Genomic DNA, 17254 nt, shown 5'->3' on the forward strand with positions numbered 1-17254 from the left:
GACCGGCCCGGCATCTGGGCGAGCACCATCGCCGCCACCGCCACCGCGAAACCGGTGAGCTGGATCGGGTCCAGCGCCTCGCCGAGCACCACCCAGCCGAGCGCCGCTGCGGTGAGCGGGCTCAACGCGCCGAGCACCGACACGCGGGACACCGGCAGTCGCGCCGCGCCCCGGAACCACAGCACGTACGCCAGCGCGGTGCCGGCCAGCCCGAGCCACGCGTACCCGAGAAGGGCCGGCCCGTCGGGCACGGGCGGCGCGCCCTCGACGGCGGCGGCGACCGGCACGATCATCAGGCCACCGGCGACGAGCTGCCAGCTCGTGGCGGCGAGGACGCCCACTCCGGGCGGCCGGCCCCAGCGGCGGGTGAGCACCAGTCCGGCGGCCATCGCCACGGCGCCGGCCAGTCCGGCGGCGACGCCGAGCGGGTCGAGGCCGGCGCCCGGACGCAGCACCACGAGGGCGACGCCGAGCGGGGCGGCCACGGCGGCGACCAGCGCCGGCCGGGTGGGGCGGTCGCGGAGCAGCGCGACGGTGAGCACCGCCACCAGCAGCGGCTGCGCGGCGCCGAGGACGGCGGCGGTGCCGCCGGGCAGCCGGTACGCGGCGAGGAACAGCAGTGGGAAGAACACCCCGATGTTCAGCGCGCCGAGCACGGCGGCCCGCCCCCACCAGAGGCCGTGTGGTCGTCGGCGGGTCAGTGCGAGCAGCAGCAGACCGGCCGGAAGGGCGCGGATCGCCCCGGCCCAGAGCGGCCGGTCCGGGGGAAGGAGTTCGGCGGTGACCAGGTAGGTGGTTCCCCAGGTGATGGGCGCGGCGGCGGTGAGCGCGACGTCGGTCCAGCGGCGGTTCATAGCAGCCTCTTCTCACCCCTAAGTATCTTAGCGCTAAGCTAATCAGGCCCGAACGAAAAGCGGAAGTGGGACGTGCGGCACAATCGGCAGCCGTGACAGGCGACGAGGTGGACGCGATCGTCGAGCAGTGGCGGCGGGAACGGCCCGGGATGCGGCCCGAGCCGATGGCCGTGTTCGGCCGCATCTACCGGCTGGCCCGGCTGGTCGGCGACGGCCAGGAGAAGGTGTACGCGGGCTGGGGCATCGGCCGGGGCGAGTTCGACGTGCTGGCCGCCCTGCGGCGCTCCGGCTCGCCGTACACGCTGGCGCCGAAGGCGCTCGCCGCCTCGCTGATGCTCACCTCCGGCGGCATGACCGGGCGGCTCGACCGCCTCGAACGGGCGGGCCTGGTGCGGCGCTCGCCGGACCCGGACGACCGGCGGGCGCTGCGGGTCACACTCACCGACACCGGTCGCCGGGTGGTGGAGGAGTCGGCCGAGGCGGGGCTCGCGGTGCAGCGGCGGATCCTCGACGCGCTGCCGCCCGCCGACCAGGACCGGCTGGCCGATCTGCTGCGCGCATTGCTCGCAGCGGCCGAGGCCGGGCCCGCGGATCCGGCACAATGATCGGCACCGCCGCCGCCCGGAAGGACACCCGTGCCCGCCACCGAACCGACGATCGTCGCCACCAGCATGGGTTTCGCCAGCCGTCGCCGTGGCCCCTGGGACGCGCGGCCCAGCGCCCTGTTCGACCTGATGGCCGAGCTGGCCGGGGCCGGTGACACGCCCCGCGTCTGCTACCTCGGCCAGGCCACCGGCGACCAGCCGACCGGGTTCACCGTCTTCTACGGCGCCTTCGCCGGCACCCGGTTCCGCGCCTCCCACCTGGCGCTCCACCCGATGCCCAACGTCGAGGACATCCGGGCGCACCTGCTCGCGCAGGACATGGTCTGGGTCGGCGGCGGCAGCGTGGCGAACCTCTGCGCGGTCTGGCGGGTGCACGGCCTGCCGGAGATCCTGCACGAGTGCTGGCAGGCCGGCGTGGTGCTCGGCGGCGTCTCCGCCGGCTCGATCTGCTGGCACACCGGCGGTGCCACCGACAGCTACGGACCGGCGCTGCGGCCCTTCACCGAGGGGCTGGGCTGGCTCCCGTACGGCAACGGCGTGCACTACGACAGCGAGGAGCAGCGCCGCCCGCTGATGCACCGGCTGGTCGCCGACGGCACGCTGCCGGCCAGCCACTGCACCGACGACGGGGTGGGACTGATCTACCGGGGCACCCGGCTGGCCGAGGCGGTGGCGGACCGGCCCGGCGTGGCCGCGTACGAGCTGATCCGCGCCGAGGACGGCACCGTCCGGGAGGCCCGGATCGAGCCGCGCCTGCTGTCCGCGGCGTCGTAGTGACCGGCTTCGCGGACCTGCCTGCCCGGCGCGAGCGGCGAACCGCGTAAGCTGGTTCGTCGTGAGTCTCACCATCGGCATCGTCGGCCTGCCCAACGTGGGCAAGAGCACCCTGTTCAACGCGCTGACCAAGAACGACGTGCTCGCCGCGAACTACCCGTTCGCCACCATCGAGCCCAACGTCGGCGTGGTCGGGCTGCCCGACGAGCGGCTGGCCACGCTGGCCGAGATCTTCTCCTCGCAGAAGGTGCTGCCGGCGCCGGTCTCGTTCGTCGACATCGCCGGCCTGGTCCGGGGCGCCTCCAAGGGGCAGGGCCGGGGCAACGCGTTCCTCGCCAACATCCGGGACGCCTCGGCGATCTGCCAGGTGGTGCGCGCCTTCTCCGACCCGAACGTGGTGCACGTCGACGGCAAGGTCTCCCCGGCCGACGACATCGAGACGATCAACACCGAGCTGATCCTGGCCGACATCCAGACGCTGGAGAAGGCGCTGCCCCGGCTGGAGAAGGAGGCCAAGCTCCGCAAGGACCGGGCCGCCGCCGTCGAGGCAGCCAAGAAGGCGGTCGAGGTCCTCGACAACGGCGTCACCCTGTACGCGGGCGCCGCCGCCGCGAAGGTCGAGCTGGAACACCTGCGTGAGCTGCACCTGCTCACCACCAAGCCGTTCCTCTACGTCTTCAACGTCGACGAGGCCGAGCTGGGCAACGCCGAGTTCCTCGACGAGCTGCGCGGCCTGGTCGCGCCCGCCGAGGCGGTCTTCATGGACGCCAAGATCGAGTCCGAGCTGGTGGACCTGCCCGAGGAGGAGGCCCGCGAGCTGCTGGAGTCGATCGGGCAGTCCGAGCCCGGCCTGAACCAGCTCGTCCGGGTGGGCTTCCGGACGCTCGGGCTCCAGACGTACCTGACGGCCGGCCCCAAGGAGGCGCGGGCCTGGACCGTCCCGGTCGGCGCGACCGCGCCGGAGGCCGCCGGGGTGATCCACAGCGACTTCCAGCGCGGCTTCATCAAGGCCGAGGTGGTCTCCTACGCCGACCTGGTCGAGGCCGGATCGATGGCGGCGGCCAAGGCCGCCGGCAAGGTCCGGATCGAGGGCAAGGAGTACGTCATGCAGGACGGCGACGTGGTGGAGTTCCGCTTCAACGTCTGACGGCGGAAGCGCCGCCCTGACTCACCGGGGCCGCTTGTCCTCGACGTGTACCACGTCAAGCTCATGGCCGTCCTGGTCTCGCTTGCGGCGTCCGTACAGACCAACGGCCAGGTCGCTGCTGTCGGAGATCTCGTCGGGCCCCACGTAGGTCAGCACGTCGTTGTGGTGGCCGTAGACCACCCAGCCGGGACCGGGATCGAGGGTGATGGTGCCGAAGTCTCCAGCAGGTGAGCCGGCGTGGACGGGCCCGTACTCGCGCAGGATGTCGACGGCCTGAGCGGCGAGGTCAGCGCTGGGTCCGGGATCTGGTAGCACGACGCACGTGCCGTGGGCGAACACGACCCAGGACTTGCTGTCCCCGCGGATGATGCGACGCCAGGTTCCGGCTAGATCCTGCTCCGACATGAGGATGATCATCCCCGAGTTGGTCGGCCGGCGCTACCCGCGAAGCGGGCCCGAGACAGCGGTCAAGAGGGGGCGAGCCCAGCAATGCCGGCGTCGACTCCGGTTGCGTTGCTGCTCAGCAGGGAGCCTGGCCGAACTGCCGGACAGACGACAGGCACGTCTGGCAGTGCCGGCCTGCTGGGCGACGGGCGAGTCGACGTGTACGCCGGTTCCGGGTCTTTGATCTCTGTCTTGGTGCTGCAACGATGCAGGCCATCGGAGGCGGCCGTGCGTGGACGTCTCGTGTGGCATTGACCAAGGAGCCGAGTTGCGTCTGTCCCGTGAGCCTCACCCGGTTGACCGGCCGAGCCTGCTCATCTCCATGATCGCCTGTGGCGGCCTCGGAACCCTTGCGGCGAGCGGATGGAACGGCGACGCAGGGCGGTTCCAGCCGATCGCGGCAGTGCTCGCCATCGTGCTGTTCGCGTGCTTCCTGATCCTGTTCACGGTGTTCTGGGTTGGATGGTTGATGCGTGGGCACGAGTTGTGGCGCGAGGAGCGGCGAGGGGCAAGCGGCAAGGACGGCACCTGAGTCTCCGCCAGGATGGGGGCACTGCTGGTCTGTACGCCGAGTACCGACTCACGGGAGGCTGACGCATGCGCAAACTGACCTTCGCCATGAACCTGAGCCTGGACGGCTATGTCGCCGCGCCCGGTGACGACCTCGGCTGGGGTGCGCCGAGCGACGAGTTGTTCCAGTGGTGGTCCGACCGGGTGGGGGCGACAGGCACGGCGCTCTACGGGCGGCGACTGTGGGAGGCGATGAGCTCACACTGGCCGACCGCCGATCAGCAGCCGGACGTCACACCTGCGCACGCCGAGTTCGCCCGCCGCTGGCGGGACATGCCGAAGGTGGTGTTCTCCTCGACGACCAGGCCGGTCGACTGGAACACCCGCCTGGTCACCGGCGACGCGGTCACCGAGATCAGCCGGCTCAGGGCCGAGGACGGTGGTCCGATGGACATCAGTGGCGCCACCCTCGCCGCGGCGGCCATGCGGGGCGGGCTGATCGACGAGTACGTGCTCGTCACCCATCCGGTCCTGGTGGGTGGCGGTAAGCCGTTCTTCACGACCCTCGACGACTGGGTGAACCTGGCCCTGGTGGAGACCCGGACGTTCCCTGGCGGCGTGCTCCTGACGAGGTACGAGACCAGGCGCTGAGAGGCCGGCAACCATCGCACAGACGACCGCCGGCCCGCGTCTCGCGGCCGGCGGTCGCGGTGTGCGTAACCGTCAGGCGTTCGCCCGGCGGATGGCCGCCATGCCCCCGACTGCGGACGCCGCCGCCAGCAGAGCGGGCCATCCCACCAGCAGGCTGATCTGGTGCTGGCTGCTCAGCCACTCCCAGATGTCGTCGAACCAGCCCTGCCAGGTGATCAACGCGACGAGCAGGCCGGTCACCAGGATCAGGGCCGCGCCGGCGCCGAGCAGGCCGTTCATGCCGAACCGGACGTACCAGACGGCGGCGAGGACGGAGAGGAAGTTCAGGAACAGGAACGGCACCGCGTAGACGGCGATCTGCAACAGCCCGTTGTCGACGTCGATGTACGGGATCCGGAAGAACCGGAGCTCGGTCCCGAAGCCGCCGGTGGCACCCTCGATCAGGTTGAGCAGGTAGAGCAGTACGCCGTACACGACCGCCTGCACCACGTTGACCAGCACGGTGGCGAGATAGAAGGTGCGGCGGGTGACGCCCACTCCGAGCGCGAACGGGAACACCTGGCTGATCGAGGCGGCGGCGACGATCGCGCAGACGATGTAGAGGCTCACCAGGCCGCCGGTGGTGTTCTTGCCCGGCGCCGCCTCGTCGATCGAGTCGAAGATCAGCAGGTTGACGCCGAGCGAGATGGCCATGATGCCCCACGGCCAGGCCAACTGGCCGACCCAGGCGATGGTGTGCATCCGGGCGACGTCGAGGATGCGAGTCATCGGGTCATCGTCCTTTCCGTCGTCAGGCGCACCACGGCCTGCTGGAGCGACACCGGCGCCAGGTCGATGCCGAGCTTCTTGGCGCGCATCCGTTCGGCGTTGTCGAACGACCCGCGCAACGACGCGCGGACCGTGCCGCCGAGTTGTTCGCGGTGCAGCACCCGGTGCGCGCCGGCGAACTCGTCCACCGCCCCGGCCGGGCCGGACGCCTCCATCACCTCTCCGCGCAACTCGTCGCTGGGCGCGTCGAGCAGCAGCTTGCCGCGGTCGAGCAGCAACACGTGCTCGATCAGGTCGGCCACCTCGTCGATGAGGTGGGTGGAGAGCGCGACAGTGCGCGGATTCTCGGCGTAGTCGGCGAGCAGCCGGTCGTAGAAGAGCTGCCGGGCGACCGCGTCGAGACCGAGGTACGGCTCGTCGAAGAAGGTCAGCGGCGCCCGTGCGGCCAGGCCGATCGTCACGCCCAGCGCGGACAGCATGCCGCGGGACAGCTTGCGCACGTTGCGCTTCCGCGGCAGGTCGAAGTCGTCCACGAGAGATTGCGCGAAGTCCTCGTCCCAGTTGGGGAACAGCCGCCCCGCCAGGCTCAGGACGTGCCGGACCTGGTAGGCGGTCGGGTAGGTCTGGCTCTCCTTGATGAAGACCACCCGCGACAGTGCCCGCTCGTTCTCGTACGGGCGCTCGCCGAACAGCGTCAGGTCGCCGCCGGTGAGGTTCTGCTGGCCCGTGATCAGCTGCATCAGGGTCGTCTTGCCGGCGCCGTTGCGGCCGAGCAGGCCGTAGATCTTGTTACCCGTCAACGTGAAGGTGACGTCGTCGAGAGCGGTCACCTCACCGAACCGCTTCGTGAGGCCGGCTGCCGCCACGACGCTCATCGCTGTTCCTCCCCTGTCTCGATGAGCTTCTTCAGCTCCTCGGTGCCGATGCCCAACTTGCGTGCCTCCTCGATGAGGGGCCGCACGTACTGGTCGGAGAACTCGCGCCGGCGGCGTTCCCGGAGTGTTTCGACGGCCCCCGTTGCCACGAACATTCCGATCCCCCTGCGTTTGTAGAGAATCCCGTCATCGACCAGGCGGTTGATCCCCTTGGCGGCGGTCGCCGGGTTGATCCGGTGGAACGCCGCCAGCTCGTTCGTCGACGGCACCTGGGTCTCCTCCGCGAGCGTCCCGTCGATGACCGAGTTTTCGATCAGCTCCGCGATCTGGACGAAGATCGGCCGCCCGTCATCCATCCCGGTTCTTCGGTTCATTACTCATGTAACTAACCATCGCACCCGGCCACCCGAACCGTCAAGTGCCTCCGCATGGGCGCCGGGAAGCGCGCGGCTTGAGGGGGTGATGTCCGGCAAGAGCCCGCCGGGTGCAGGTCGAGGGCCGAGACGGGATGCCTCGGCCCTCGACGGGACCGCTACCGGCGCCGGTAGACGGAGATGTGCGAGCGGCTGTCCGCGTCGAACGGCGACCGGTCCCAGTCGGCGTACCGCTCGGTGAGCCGCAACCCGGCCCGCTCCGCCAGCTCGTCGATCTGCTCCGGCCAGGCGTACCGCATGGCGAACGGCTTGAGGTGCACGCCCGAGGCGTCGAACGTGACGGTCTGCCGCACGAACGTCTGCGCCGCCCGGTCGTACCGGTGCACGCGGATGGTGGCCGAGTCCTCGGTCACCTCCCGCACCTGGACCTGCTCGTCCCGGTCGAAGTCCGCCGGGTCGGGCACGAAGGTCTCGATGACGAACGCCCCGCCGGGCGCGAGCACCCGGGCGACGTTGCGGAAGCACGCCGCCTGGCGCTCCTCCGAGACCAGGTTGAACAGCGTGTTGAACACCAGGAAGACCAGACGGTACGGCCCGGCGACCGGGACGTCCGCCATGTCTCCGATGGTGACGGGCATGTCCGCGCCGCCCGGCTTGGCGCGCAGGTGCGCGACCATCTCCGGGGACGCCTCGACGCCCTCCACGGCCAGGCCGCGGGCGGCCAGCGGCAGGGCCACCCGGCCGGTGCCGACCGCCAGTTCGAGCACCGGACCGCCCTGCGCCAGCGGCGCGAGGAAGTCGACAGCCGGGGCCGGGTCGGGATTGCCGGGGCCGTCGTAGGTGGCGGCCCAGAGCCGGCCGAACAGGCCGGGATCGTCGAAGACGGACATCACGCGCCCTCCCGCCGGGCGGAAGGGACGCGACGCGGCGCGAGGTCAGTGACCTCCGCCGGAATGGGGTACGACAAGACGAAGCCTCGTTTCGGATGAGGTGACGACGGATCGGCTGGGCTTCGCAGCGTTCGGCATGGCGGTGCTCCCTCCGGTCGGCTTCGAGGGGTCCAGCAGATCAGCAGCCGTGCCGGGGAGACAACCGGATTACGCCCGCAGCGCGTCGTCCACTCCGGTCTCCCGGCGGCCGAGGTGCACCGGGTCACGCCCGGTGAGCACGTCCACGGCGGCCTTGACGCACGCCCCGTACTCCCGGGTGGAGCTGATCCGCCACTGGTCGGCGTACCGGCGGGCGGTGTCGTCGCCGACGCCGACGGCCTCGATGCCGGCGTCCCGGCAGAGCGCCACCGCGCGCGGCAGGTGGAACGACTGGGTGACCACTGTGGCCCGCCGGACCCCGAAGACGCGGTGCGCGCGGACGCACGAGTCGTACGTGTCGAACCCGGCGTGGTCCAGGACCGTCTTCTCCGCCGGGACGCCCCGGGCGACGAGCCAGCGCCGCATCGCGTCCGGCTCGTCGTAGTCCCAGTCCATGTGGTCGCCGGAGAGCAGGAGCACCTGGACCTTGCCGGCGGCGTACAACTGGCGGGCGATCTCCAGCCGGCCGGCGAGGAACGGCGACGGCGTGCCGTCCGGCTCCACCTTGGTGCCCAGCACCAGGGCCACCGGCGTCTCGGGCACGTCCGCGGCGTCGAACACATGTCCCTCGGCGGCGTCGCGGACCCAGGTCACGCTGGCGATCGTGGCCGCGCCCAGCAGCATCACGGCGGCCGTGGCGAGCACCAGGAGGCGGCGGAGCAGGCGTACGGCCCGCCGATGGTCGCCCCGCCAGGCCCGCCATCGCGCCGTCAGCCCTCGCATGGCGGCGATTGTGCCAGGCGGGTCAGGAGATGTACTGCAGGATCACGTTGTGCACGTGGTGGCTCTTCTGCGCGCCCCGGAACTCGACCTCGTAGGTGTGCGTGCCGACGTGCACCGCGATGGACCCGGTGGAGAAGAACGAACCACCCCAGGACTTGTTGCTCACCACGCTCACGCTGGTGATCTTCGAGTACGGGATGCTGGTGATCGCGTACCGCTTGCCGACGAAGGAGCGGTCCTGGATGATCACCCGCCGGTCGGTCAGGCCGATGAAGCCGGTGCCGGTGCCCACCGCGTCGTAGACGGCGATGATCTGCTCACCGGGCAGCAACCCGCTCTGGATCTGCTGGAACTGTTCCTTGCGGTCGTACGTGGGGCCAGACATGCACCCGAGGGTAGGCGGGGCGTGCCAGTGGATCAGGGCTCGGTGACCGCGCGGACCGCGTCCTCGATGCGTGCGGCCAGCAGCACCTCACCCTCGGTGAGCGGCTCGCCGTCGCCGTGCCCGAGCCTGATCTGGGTACGGTCGGCCCGGCGGCTGATCTCGGGGCGCAGCCGCAACGCGTCGGCAACCACCGCCACCCGCTCGGTGAGCGCGGCGTGCTGGGTGTCGTCGAGGACGATCGTGCGGCGGATCTGTTCGCCCTCGCGCGTCCATCCGGACAGCAGGGCCAGTGCGTCGCTGAGGTAGTCGTGCTTCGCCCGGCCGCTGAACAGCACGCGCATCACCGCACCTCCCAGGCGTCGTTGCCGGCTTGTGGCCAAATCGTCGCCATCCCGTGTCCCAGTCGACGCCCTCTAGTCTCTCGCCGCTCAGATGGTGTGTCCACGCCCACACTTCCGTGTTCTGCTGACCTGACGGCCGACGCAGCTACCCAAACCGCCGATTGATCTGGCACGCTGGTGGCCCGTGCGGACCGAACGGGTTAGCGGAGGCGGGCAGGCCGACCGGCGGGAGCCGAGGGTGGTCGTCGGGGCGGCGATCATCGAGGGTGGCCGGGTGCTGGCGTGCGAGCGCTCCGCGCCTCCCGAGGTGGCCGGGCGCTGGGAGTTCCCGGGCGGAAAGGTCGAGCCGGGCGAGGCCGAGACCGACGCGCTGGCCCGGGAGTGCGCCGAGGAACTGGGCGTACGGGTGGCGGTCGGCGCGCGTGTCGGCAGAGACGTACGGATGGCGCACGGCCGGTCCGTGCTGCGCGTCTACGCCGCCCGCCTGCTGCACGGCGACGAGCCGAAGGCGCTGGAGCACGCCGAGCTGCGCTGGCTCTCCGCCACCGAGTTGGACAGTGTCGACTGGCTGCCCGCCGACGTGCCGATCGTGGCCGCACTGCGCCCGCTGCTCGACGTCCCCTGAACGACCGCGGCGCGGGCCGGGCCGTCCGGCGAACCGGACAGCCGGGCGGAAACGAGACGAGGGCCCGCGGCTCGTGCCGCTGGCCCCCGTCGTCGTCGCGCTGGTGTTCAGTGCTTCGGCTCGTCCTGCTGCGGGTGAGCGAAGTTGAGGTGCTCCGGCGGCAGCGGGAACGTCACGTCGTCGCCGAACGGCGACGGCGCGGCGGCCTTGTTGAACGTCAGCTCGGTCAGCGGCAGCTTGCCGTTGGCGTCCACCGCCGGGGCGGTCGGGTGCGGCACCTCCCGGTGCCAGTTGACGCCCTGCTGGGCCTGACGCTCCGCGGTGCTGTCGTGCGAGCCGCCGGCGTGCGAGTGCACCCCGGCGGACGAGGAGCCGCGGCCGTGCGCGAGCGCCCCGCCGTGCGTCCCTCCGGACGTGACGGCACCGCTCGAATGCCCGCTGGTCGCGCTGGTCTGAGGCACCTGACCCCTCCGGAAGATCTTGTTACCGAGCCACACAAGGGGATCGTACCTGCGGTCGACGACCCGTTCCTTCATGGGGATGATCCCGTTGTCGGTGATCTTGATGTGCTCGGGGCAGACCTCGGTGCAGCACTTGGTGATGTTGCAGAGTCCGAGTCCCATGTCCGACTGCGCGTACTCCCCGCGGTCGGTGCGTGCGTCGAGCGGGTGCATGTCCAGCTCGGCCGCCCGGATGAAGAACCGGGGACCGGAGAACGCCGGCTTGTTCTCCTCGTGGTCACGGATCACGTGGCAGACGTTCTGGCACAGGAAGCACTCGATGCACTTGCGGAACTCCTGCGAGCGCTCGACGTCGACCTGCTGCATCCGGTAGTCGCCGGGGGCCACGTCGGCCGGCGGCGCGAACGCGGGGGTCTCCCGGGCCTTCTCGTAGTTGAACGAGACGTCGGTGACCAGGTCCCGGATCACCGGGAAGGTGCGCAGCGGGGTGACCGTGACGGTCTCGGACTCCTCGAACGTCGACATCCGGGTCATGCAGCCCAGCCGCGGCTTGCCGTTGATCTCCATCGAGCAGGAGCCGCACTTGCCGGCCTTGCAGTTCCACCGGCACGCCAGGTCCGGGGCCTCGGTGGCCTGGAGGCGGTGGATCACGTCGAGGACCACCTCGCCCTCGTTCACCTCGACCGTGTAGTCCTTCAGGTCGCCGCCGGTCTCGTCGCCCCGCCAGATGCGGAACTGGCGCTTACTTCCCATCAGTTGTTCGCCTCCTCGGTGAGGGCGTCGAACTCGGCGAGTTCCTCGTCGGTCAGGTACTTGGCCAGCTCGGCCCGGTCGAACAGCCCGATCAGCTCCGGCCGCATCCTCGGTACCGGCTTGTGGGTGAGCCGGACCGTGTCGCCGTCCAGCGCGCAGACCAGGTTGACCCGCCGCCACTTCGGGTCCATCGCCGGGTAGTCCTCCCGGGTGTGCCCGCCGCGCGACTCCTGCCGCTCCAGCGCTGCCTTCGCGGTGCACTCCGAGACCACGAGCATGTTGCGCAGGTCCAGCGCCAGGTGCCAGCCCGGGTTGTAGCGACGGCCCCCGGCCGCGCTCACCTTCGCCACCCGCTCCCGCAGCTCGGCCAGCCGGCCGAGCGCGTCGGCCAGCTCACTCTCGCGCCGGATGATTCCTACCAGATCCCCCATGACGGCCTGGAGGTCCTGCTGGAGCTGGTAGGGGCTCTCGCCGGTGTCCCGCTGCAACGGCGCCAGCGCCGTCTCCACCGCCGCCTCCACCGCCGCCACCGAAACCGCCGGGCGGGTGGTGAGCTGATCGGTGTACGTGGCGGCGTGCCCGCCCGCGCGCTTGCCGAAGACCAGCAGGTCGGACAGGGAGTTGCCGCCGAGCCGGTTGGAGCCGTGCATACCGCCGGACACCTCACCGGCGGCGTAGAGCCCGCGCACCGTGCCGTGCGCCGCTCCGGAGTCGGGGTCCACCTCGACGCCGCCCATCACGTAGTGACAGGTCGGGCCGACCTCCATCGGCTCCTTGGTGATGTCGACGTCGGCCAGTTCCTTGAACTGGTGGTACATCGACGGGAGGCGGCGGCGGATCTCGTCGGCCGACTTACGGGAGGCGATGTCCAGGTAGACGCCGCCGGCCGGCGTACCCCGGCCTTCCTTGACCTCGCTGTTGATGGCGCGGGCGACCTCGTCGCGGGGCAGCAGCTCCGGCGGACGCCGGTTGTTGTCCGGGTCGGTGTACCAGCGGTCCGCCTCCTCCTCGGTCTCCGCGTACTGCTTGCGGAACACGTCCGGGACGTAGTCGAACATGAACCGCTTGCCCTCGGAGTTCTTCAGCACGCCGCCGTCGCCGCGTACCGACTCGGTGACCAGGATGCCCTTCACCGAGGGCGGCCAGACCATGCCGGTCGGGTGGAACTGGAGGAACTCCATGTTGATCAGCGTCGCCCCGGCGCGCAGCGCCAGCGCGTGGCCGTCGCCGGTGTACTCCCACGAGTTCGAGGTGACCTTGTAGGACCGTCCGACGCCGCCGGTGGCCAGCACCACCGCGGGCGCCTCGAACAGGACGAACTCGCCGGACTCGCGGTAGTAGCCGAACGCCCCGGCGACGCGGTCGCCGTCGAGCAGCAGCTCGGTGATCGTGGTCTCGGAGAAGACCCGGATCCGTGCGTCGTAGCTGCCGAACTCCTGCTTGTCCTCCTGCTGGAGCGAGACGATCTTCTGCTGGAGCGTGCGGATCAGCTCCAGGCCGGTCCGGTCGCCGACGTGCGCCAGGCGCGGGTACTCGTGGCCGCCGAAGTTGCGCTGCGAGATCTTCCCGTCCTTGGTGCGGTCGAACAGGGCACCGTACGTCTCCAGCTCCCAGATCCGCTGCGGCGCCTCCTTGGCGTGCAGCTCGGCCATCCGGAAGCTGTTGAGGAACTTGCCGCCGCGCATGGTGTCCCGGAAGTGCACCTGCCAGTTGTCGCGCGAGTTCACGTTGCCCATCGCGGCCGCGGCGCCGCCCTCGGCCATCACCGTGTGCGCCTTGCCGAACAGCGACTTCGAGATGATCGCGGTCTTCTTGCCGGCCAGCCGGGCCTCGATCGCCGCGCGCAGGCCGGCGCCACCGGCCCCGATCACGACGACGTCATAGTGGTGTCGTTCGATTCGCGTCTCAGTCATGTCCAGGCTCTCAGTTGATGAACCGCAGGTCGTTGAACCAGCCGGCGGCGACCGCCATCACGTAGAAGTCGGCGAGGGCCAGGGTGCCCAGGGTGATCCAGGCGAGCTGCATGTGCCGGACGTTCAGCCAGGACACCCCGGTCCACGCCTTGTAGCGCAGTGGGCTCTTGGAGAAGTGCTTGAGCCGTCCGCCGATGATGTGCCGGCAGGAGTGGCAGGAGATGGTGTACGCCCACAGCATCACCACGTTGCCGACCAGGATGATGTTGCCCAGGCCGAAGCCGAAGCCCTCGGGGGAGTGGAAGGCCAGGATCGCGTCCCAGGTGTTGATCAGCGAGATGATCGCGGCGGCGTAGAAGAAGTAGCGGTGCAGGTTCTGCCCGAGCAGCGGGAACCGCGTCTCGCCGCTGTACGACTGGTGCCCGTCCGGCACCGCGCAGGCCGGCGGCGACAGCCAGAACGACCGGTAGTACGCCTTGCGGTAGTAGTAGCAGGTCAGGCGGAACAGCAGCAGGAACGGCAGGGTGAGGGCCGCGTCCGGGATGATCCACCACCCGGGCAGGAACTGGCCGAAGTGCGAGGAGCCCTCGACACAGCGGTCGGTGACGCAGGGGGAGTAGAACGGCGTCAGGTAGTGGTACTGCTCCACCCAGTACCACTTGTGCATGAAGACCCGGACCGTCGCGTAGATGACCCACGCGCTGAGCCCCACCACGGTGAGCAGCGGGGCGATCCACCATCGGTCGGTCCGCAACGTCTTCGCCGCGATGGCGGCGCGTGCCCGCCCTCCCCGCGGCTGCGGTCTCGGCGTCCTGGCCGACGTAGTTGTCATTCGAGTCATCTCCCTGACGTCACTGTCACGTCCTGCGCACGCGCGAGGCCACACCGGCGAACCGGTGCGGCTAAGTGACACACGTTACGCCGATCTTCACGGCCCGGCCGCGCAACGCAGTGTCCCGTGTGTCCCGCAGCTTGGAAAGAGTCAGTTCATGATCAATGTGGTGCGTCGGTCGAACGGTGCGCCGACCGGTGGCGTGACGCGCCCGGCGGCGCGCCGGGTCACCCGGACGCGCCGCCGGTGAAGTGCCAGGAGGACAGCCGCAGCGCCGGTGCCTCGTACCAGGAACCGTCCACGCGGTGCGGCTGGCGGACCGCGGTCCGGCCCAGGCCGAGCACCCGGCCCGGCCCCAGCGCCCGGGGGTACGACTCGGTGAACCGGAAGTCGCGTACCGCGCGGGTCGGCACGCCGTCCTCGACCAGCCACACCCCGTTGCGGGTCAGCCCGGTGACCACGAGTTGCTTCGGGTCCAGCACCCGCGTGTACCAGAAGTCGCTGACCAGCAGCCCGCGCCGCATACCGGCCACCAGCGCGGCGGTGTCCGGGTCGCCGACCGCACCGGTCACGCCCGCGCTCACCGGTCCGGCGGCGACGGCCGCGCCTGCCACGCCCGTGTCGCTCGTGCCCGCCGGCAGCCGGATGTTGTGCGGGATCGGCCCGAACGTCGCGCTACCCGGCATGCCGTGCCCGGTGGACCCGGTGCCCGCCTCGGCGCCACCGCGCCTGTCGTACGCCACCGCGCTGGTGGCGCCGTTCTCGACCAGCGGCAACGCCCGCCGGGGCGTGCCCTCCAGGTCGAACGGCAGCGTGCTGGCGTGCAGCGGGTCGTCCACCAGCGTCACCGCGGGGTCGAACTGTGCCGTGCCCGGCTCGGCGAAGGACTGCCGTTCGGCGTACCGCTTGCCGTTGAAGCCGTACCAGGCCAGGTTCTGCAGCAGGTCGGCGACGGCCGCCGGTTCGAGCACCACCTCGTAGTGCCCGGGCGGCAGCTCGACCGGGTCGGCCGCGGCGCGTGCCTTCGCCGCCGCGCGGGCGCCGAGCGCCGCGCCGTCGAGATCGGCCAGCCGGTCCGCGCAGAGCCGCGCCACCCCGTCCGCGCCGCCGGCGCGGGCGATGCCGTCCATCGCCGCCTCGGCCGCCCGGCCCACAGCCGTGTGCCCGGCCGAGTTGGCGAACGCCCCCGACCGGTACGCGGTGCGGCAGTAGCCGGCCGCCTCCAGCCCTTCGACCGCGTCCACGAACGCGCGTACCCGCTCGGCCCGCTCGCCGGGCGAGGCGAACGCGGTGGCCTCGTCGACTGCCGGGCCGGACGGCACGGGCGTCGGCGCGGTCAGCCCCGGCCACGCCGGGTCGGGCGGCGCGAGCCGGGCCGCGGCCCGGGTCCGCTCGACGAGCGCGGCCAGGCCGTCGGCGTCGACCCGGGTGCCGCTGCCGGTCGCGGTCCGCCCGTCCACGTGCAACCGCAGGTGTACGGCGACGCCGCTCTCGGACACGTTCTGGTGGATGAACGAGTTGGCGAACCGGGTCAGCGCCAGATCGGAGCGGGTCACCAGCACCTCGGCCTCGGCGGCCGGACCGGCCGTGTGCCGGACCAGGTCGACCACCCCGGTGGCGATCTCCAGCTCGGCGCTCATGCCGGCACTCCGCTTCATGCCCGCACCCCCACCCGGACGCCGCGGAACCGGGCCGGCGCGGCCGGGTGGCCGGTGTGCCCGACCTGCCCGGGCTGCCCCTTCCCGCAGTTGGGCGTGCCCCAGGCGACCGTCTCCGAGGAGAGCATGTCCATCGAGCGCCAGAAGACCGGACCGATGCCGGTGTAGGTGGGGTTGCGCAGCATCCGCCCCCGGCGGCCCTTCTTCACCTCCCAGCCGACCTCGCAGCCGAACTGGAAGTTGAGCCGCTTGTCGTCGATCGACCAGGACCGGTTGATGTCCATCAGCACCCCGTGGTCGGTGGCCGCGATGATCTCGTCGAGCGTGTGCGGGCCGGGTTCCAGGCCCACGTTCGTCATCCGTACCATCGGCAGCCGGGCCCAGCCGTCGGCCCGTACGCTGCCGCCGTAGTCCAGGCCGGCGACGGCGGCCGAGCCCCGGCCGGCGAGCACCCCGACCCACCGCCCCTCGCGGACCGCGTCCCGGGCGACCGCCGGGGAGCCCTCGTCGTCGAAGCCGAAGCTGCCGAGCGCGCCCGGGATGGTCGGGTCGATCGTCACGTTCATCAGCTCGGAGCCGTAGCGCAGCGAGCCGAGGCGGGCCAGGTCGAGCCAGGATGTGCCGGCGAACGCCGCCTCCCAGCCGAGGATGCGGTCCAGCTCGATGGCGTGCCCGACCGACTCGTGGATCTGCAGCGCGAGCTGCTCGCCGCCGAGGATCAGGTCGGTCTCGCCGGCCGGGCAGAGCGGCGCGGTGAGCAGCTCCCGGGACTCCTCGGCGATGCGGGCGGCGTGCGCGGCCAGGTCGAGCGAGGTGACCAGCTCCCAGCCGGTGGTGCCGTACTGCCCCCGGTAGCTCGGGTAGGACCGGCGCTGGGTCTCGCCGTCACCGATCGAGGTGGCCGAGATGCCGCCACCGCACTCCCGGATGCGCTGGTCGATCCGGTGGCCCTCGCTGGAGACGAACCACTTCGAGGTGTCCCAGATCTGGTACAGCCCCTCGGCCAGGTCGGCGCCGTGCTCACGCATCGTCGCCGTGGCGCGGACCAGCAGGTCGCCCTTGTCCGACAGCGGCACGCCGAGCGGGTCGACGGCGCAGTCCGAGGCCCAGGTCGCCACCGTCGCCTCGACCGGCACCAGGTCGATCGGCGGGCCGGGAACCCGCGCGCTCGCGGTGGCGATCGCCGCGGCGCGACGGCCGGCGTCGCGGGCCGCGGCGTCGGACAGATCGGGTACGGCGTGGAAGCCCCAACCCGATCCGACGAGCCCGCGTACGCCCAGCCCGATGCTCTCGTCCTGGCTCAGCTCCTCGATGTCGCCGTTGCGGGCCGACATCGACTCGTAGCGGCGGTGCATGACCCGGGCGTCGGCGTACCGGGCGCCCGCGTCGAGGGCGGCCTGGACGGCGGCGGTCGCCGCGTCGAACTCGCTCATCCCGGCACTCCGCTGCCCTGCTGACGCTCGCTCATGCGCC

Annotated in this window: 19 protein-coding genes and 1 pseudogene; 6 read left to right on the forward strand and 14 right to left on the reverse strand. The window is 71.3% G+C overall.

The window, feature by feature from the left end; genetic code table 11:
- Positions 1-80: 80 nt before the first annotated feature.
- A pseudogene (locus tag ABIH81_RS12515) lies at positions 81-854 on the reverse strand (EamA family transporter); the annotation flags it as partial.
- Positions 855-946: 92 nt separating this feature from the next.
- Between ABIH81_RS12515 and ABIH81_RS12520 the strand changes: the two are divergent.
- The 3 genes from ABIH81_RS12520 to ychF all read left to right on the forward strand — a co-directional run bounded on the left by ABIH81_RS12520 (position 947) and on the right by ychF (position 3380).
- A complete protein-coding gene (locus tag ABIH81_RS12520) occupies positions 947-1459 on the forward strand; it encodes a MarR family transcriptional regulator (protein ID WP_349880405.1) in 513 nt (170 codons plus the stop codon).
- A 30-nt stretch (positions 1460-1489) separates the two neighbouring features.
- On the forward strand, positions 1490-2233 hold the full coding sequence (locus ABIH81_RS12525) for a peptidase E (RefSeq protein ID WP_349880406.1): 744 nt from the start codon (positions 1490-1492) through the stop codon (positions 2231-2233).
- A 61-nt stretch (positions 2234-2294) separates the two neighbouring features.
- The gene (gene ychF / locus ABIH81_RS12530; protein ID WP_349880407.1) at positions 2295-3380 is read left to right on the forward strand and encodes a redox-regulated ATPase YchF; all 1086 of its coding nucleotides are present in this window, start codon (positions 2295-2297) and stop codon (positions 3378-3380) included.
- Between the two features lie 21 nt (positions 3381-3401).
- On the opposite strand, the gene ABIH81_RS12535 is transcribed toward ychF, so the two are convergent.
- Complete coding sequence (locus ABIH81_RS12535) at positions 3402-3797, reverse strand: hypothetical protein (protein ID WP_349880408.1); 396 nt, start codon at positions 3795-3797, stop codon at positions 3402-3404.
- A gap of 295 nt (positions 3798-4092) precedes the next feature.
- Between ABIH81_RS12535 and ABIH81_RS12540 the strand changes: the two genes are divergently transcribed.
- Together ABIH81_RS12540 and ABIH81_RS12545 are read left to right on the forward strand one after the other, a co-directional pair.
- On the forward strand, positions 4093-4356 hold the full coding sequence (locus ABIH81_RS12540; RefSeq protein ID WP_349880409.1) for a hypothetical protein: 264 nt from the start codon (positions 4093-4095) through the stop codon (positions 4354-4356).
- Positions 4357-4421: 65 nt separating this feature from the next.
- Positions 4422-4985, forward strand: a complete 564-nt coding sequence (locus ABIH81_RS12545) for a dihydrofolate reductase family protein (protein ID WP_349880410.1) — start codon at positions 4422-4424, stop codon at positions 4983-4985.
- Between the two features lie 72 nt (positions 4986-5057).
- Here ABIH81_RS12545 and ABIH81_RS12550 read toward each other — a convergent pair whose 3' ends face one another.
- The 7 genes from ABIH81_RS12550 to ABIH81_RS12580 all read right to left on the reverse strand — a co-directional run bounded on the left by ABIH81_RS12550 (position 5058) and on the right by ABIH81_RS12580 (position 9539).
- The gene (locus tag ABIH81_RS12550; RefSeq protein ID WP_349880411.1) at positions 5058-5753 is read right to left on the reverse strand and encodes an ABC transporter permease; all 696 of its coding nucleotides are present in this window, start codon (positions 5751-5753) and stop codon (positions 5058-5060) included.
- Complete coding sequence (locus tag ABIH81_RS12555; protein ID WP_349880412.1) at positions 5750-6628, reverse strand: ABC transporter ATP-binding protein; 879 nt, start codon at positions 6626-6628, stop codon at positions 5750-5752. Before ABIH81_RS12555 ends, ABIH81_RS12550 begins: the two co-directional genes overlap by 4 nt.
- The gene (locus tag ABIH81_RS12560; protein ID WP_349880413.1) at positions 6625-6984 is read right to left on the reverse strand and encodes a GntR family transcriptional regulator; all 360 of its coding nucleotides are present in this window, start codon (positions 6982-6984) and stop codon (positions 6625-6627) included. Before ABIH81_RS12560 ends, ABIH81_RS12555 begins: the two co-directional genes overlap by 4 nt.
- Before the next feature lie 176 nt (positions 6985-7160).
- Positions 7161-7892, reverse strand: a complete 732-nt coding sequence (locus tag ABIH81_RS12565; RefSeq protein WP_349880414.1) for a class I SAM-dependent methyltransferase — start codon at positions 7890-7892, stop codon at positions 7161-7163.
- 207 nt (positions 7893-8099) lie between these two features.
- On the reverse strand, positions 8100-8813 hold the full coding sequence (locus ABIH81_RS12570; protein ID WP_349880415.1) for an ElyC/SanA/YdcF family protein: 714 nt from the start codon (positions 8811-8813) through the stop codon (positions 8100-8102).
- Between the two features lie 22 nt (positions 8814-8835).
- Positions 8836-9198, reverse strand: coding sequence for a PH domain-containing protein (locus ABIH81_RS12575; RefSeq protein ID WP_334467291.1), 363 nt, complete (start codon positions 9196-9198; stop codon positions 8836-8838).
- A 32-nt stretch (positions 9199-9230) separates the two neighbouring features.
- Positions 9231-9539 carry a 4a-hydroxytetrahydrobiopterin dehydratase gene (locus ABIH81_RS12580; protein ID WP_018784696.1) on the reverse strand — a complete coding sequence of 103 codons (309 nt, stop codon included), beginning with the start codon at positions 9537-9539 and terminating at the stop codon, positions 9231-9233.
- Between the two features lie 184 nt (positions 9540-9723).
- Here ABIH81_RS12580 and ABIH81_RS12585 point away from each other — a divergent pair, with 184 nt between their 5' ends.
- Positions 9724-10164 (forward strand): (deoxy)nucleoside triphosphate pyrophosphohydrolase, encoded by a 441-nt coding sequence (locus tag ABIH81_RS12585; RefSeq protein ID WP_349880416.1) that lies wholly within the window; start codon positions 9724-9726, stop codon positions 10162-10164.
- Positions 10165-10271: 107 nt separating this feature from the next.
- Here ABIH81_RS12585 and ABIH81_RS12590 read toward each other — a convergent pair whose 3' ends face one another.
- The 5 genes from ABIH81_RS12590 to ABIH81_RS12610 all read right to left on the reverse strand — a co-directional run bounded on the left by ABIH81_RS12590 (position 10272) and on the right by ABIH81_RS12610 (position 17214).
- Positions 10272-11378 (reverse strand): succinate dehydrogenase/fumarate reductase iron-sulfur subunit, encoded by a 1107-nt coding sequence (locus ABIH81_RS12590; RefSeq protein WP_349880417.1) that lies wholly within the window; start codon positions 11376-11378, stop codon positions 10272-10274.
- On the reverse strand, positions 11378-13291 hold the full coding sequence (locus tag ABIH81_RS12595) for a fumarate reductase/succinate dehydrogenase flavoprotein subunit (RefSeq protein ID WP_349880418.1): 1914 nt from the start codon (positions 13289-13291) through the stop codon (positions 11378-11380). Before ABIH81_RS12595 ends, ABIH81_RS12590 begins: the two co-directional genes overlap by 1 nt.
- A 10-nt stretch (positions 13292-13301) precedes the next feature.
- Entirely contained in the window at positions 13302-14123 is an 822-nt protein-coding gene (locus tag ABIH81_RS12600) for a hypothetical protein (RefSeq protein ID WP_349880419.1), read from the reverse strand.
- A 227-nt stretch (positions 14124-14350) separates the two neighbouring features.
- On the reverse strand, positions 14351-15781 hold the full coding sequence (locus tag ABIH81_RS12605) for a metallopeptidase TldD-related protein (protein WP_349880420.1): 1431 nt from the start codon (positions 15779-15781) through the stop codon (positions 14351-14353).
- On the reverse strand, positions 15778-17214 hold the full coding sequence (locus ABIH81_RS12610) for a TldD/PmbA family protein (protein ID WP_349880421.1): 1437 nt from the start codon (positions 17212-17214) through the stop codon (positions 15778-15780). Before ABIH81_RS12610 ends, ABIH81_RS12605 begins: the two co-directional genes overlap by 4 nt.
- Positions 17215-17254: the final 40 nt, after the last annotated feature.

It is taken from the genome of Micromonospora sp. HUAS YX12, from assembly GCF_040215685.1.
GTDB classification, from domain to species: Bacteria; Actinomycetota; Actinomycetes; order Mycobacteriales; family Micromonosporaceae; genus Micromonospora; species Micromonospora tulbaghiae.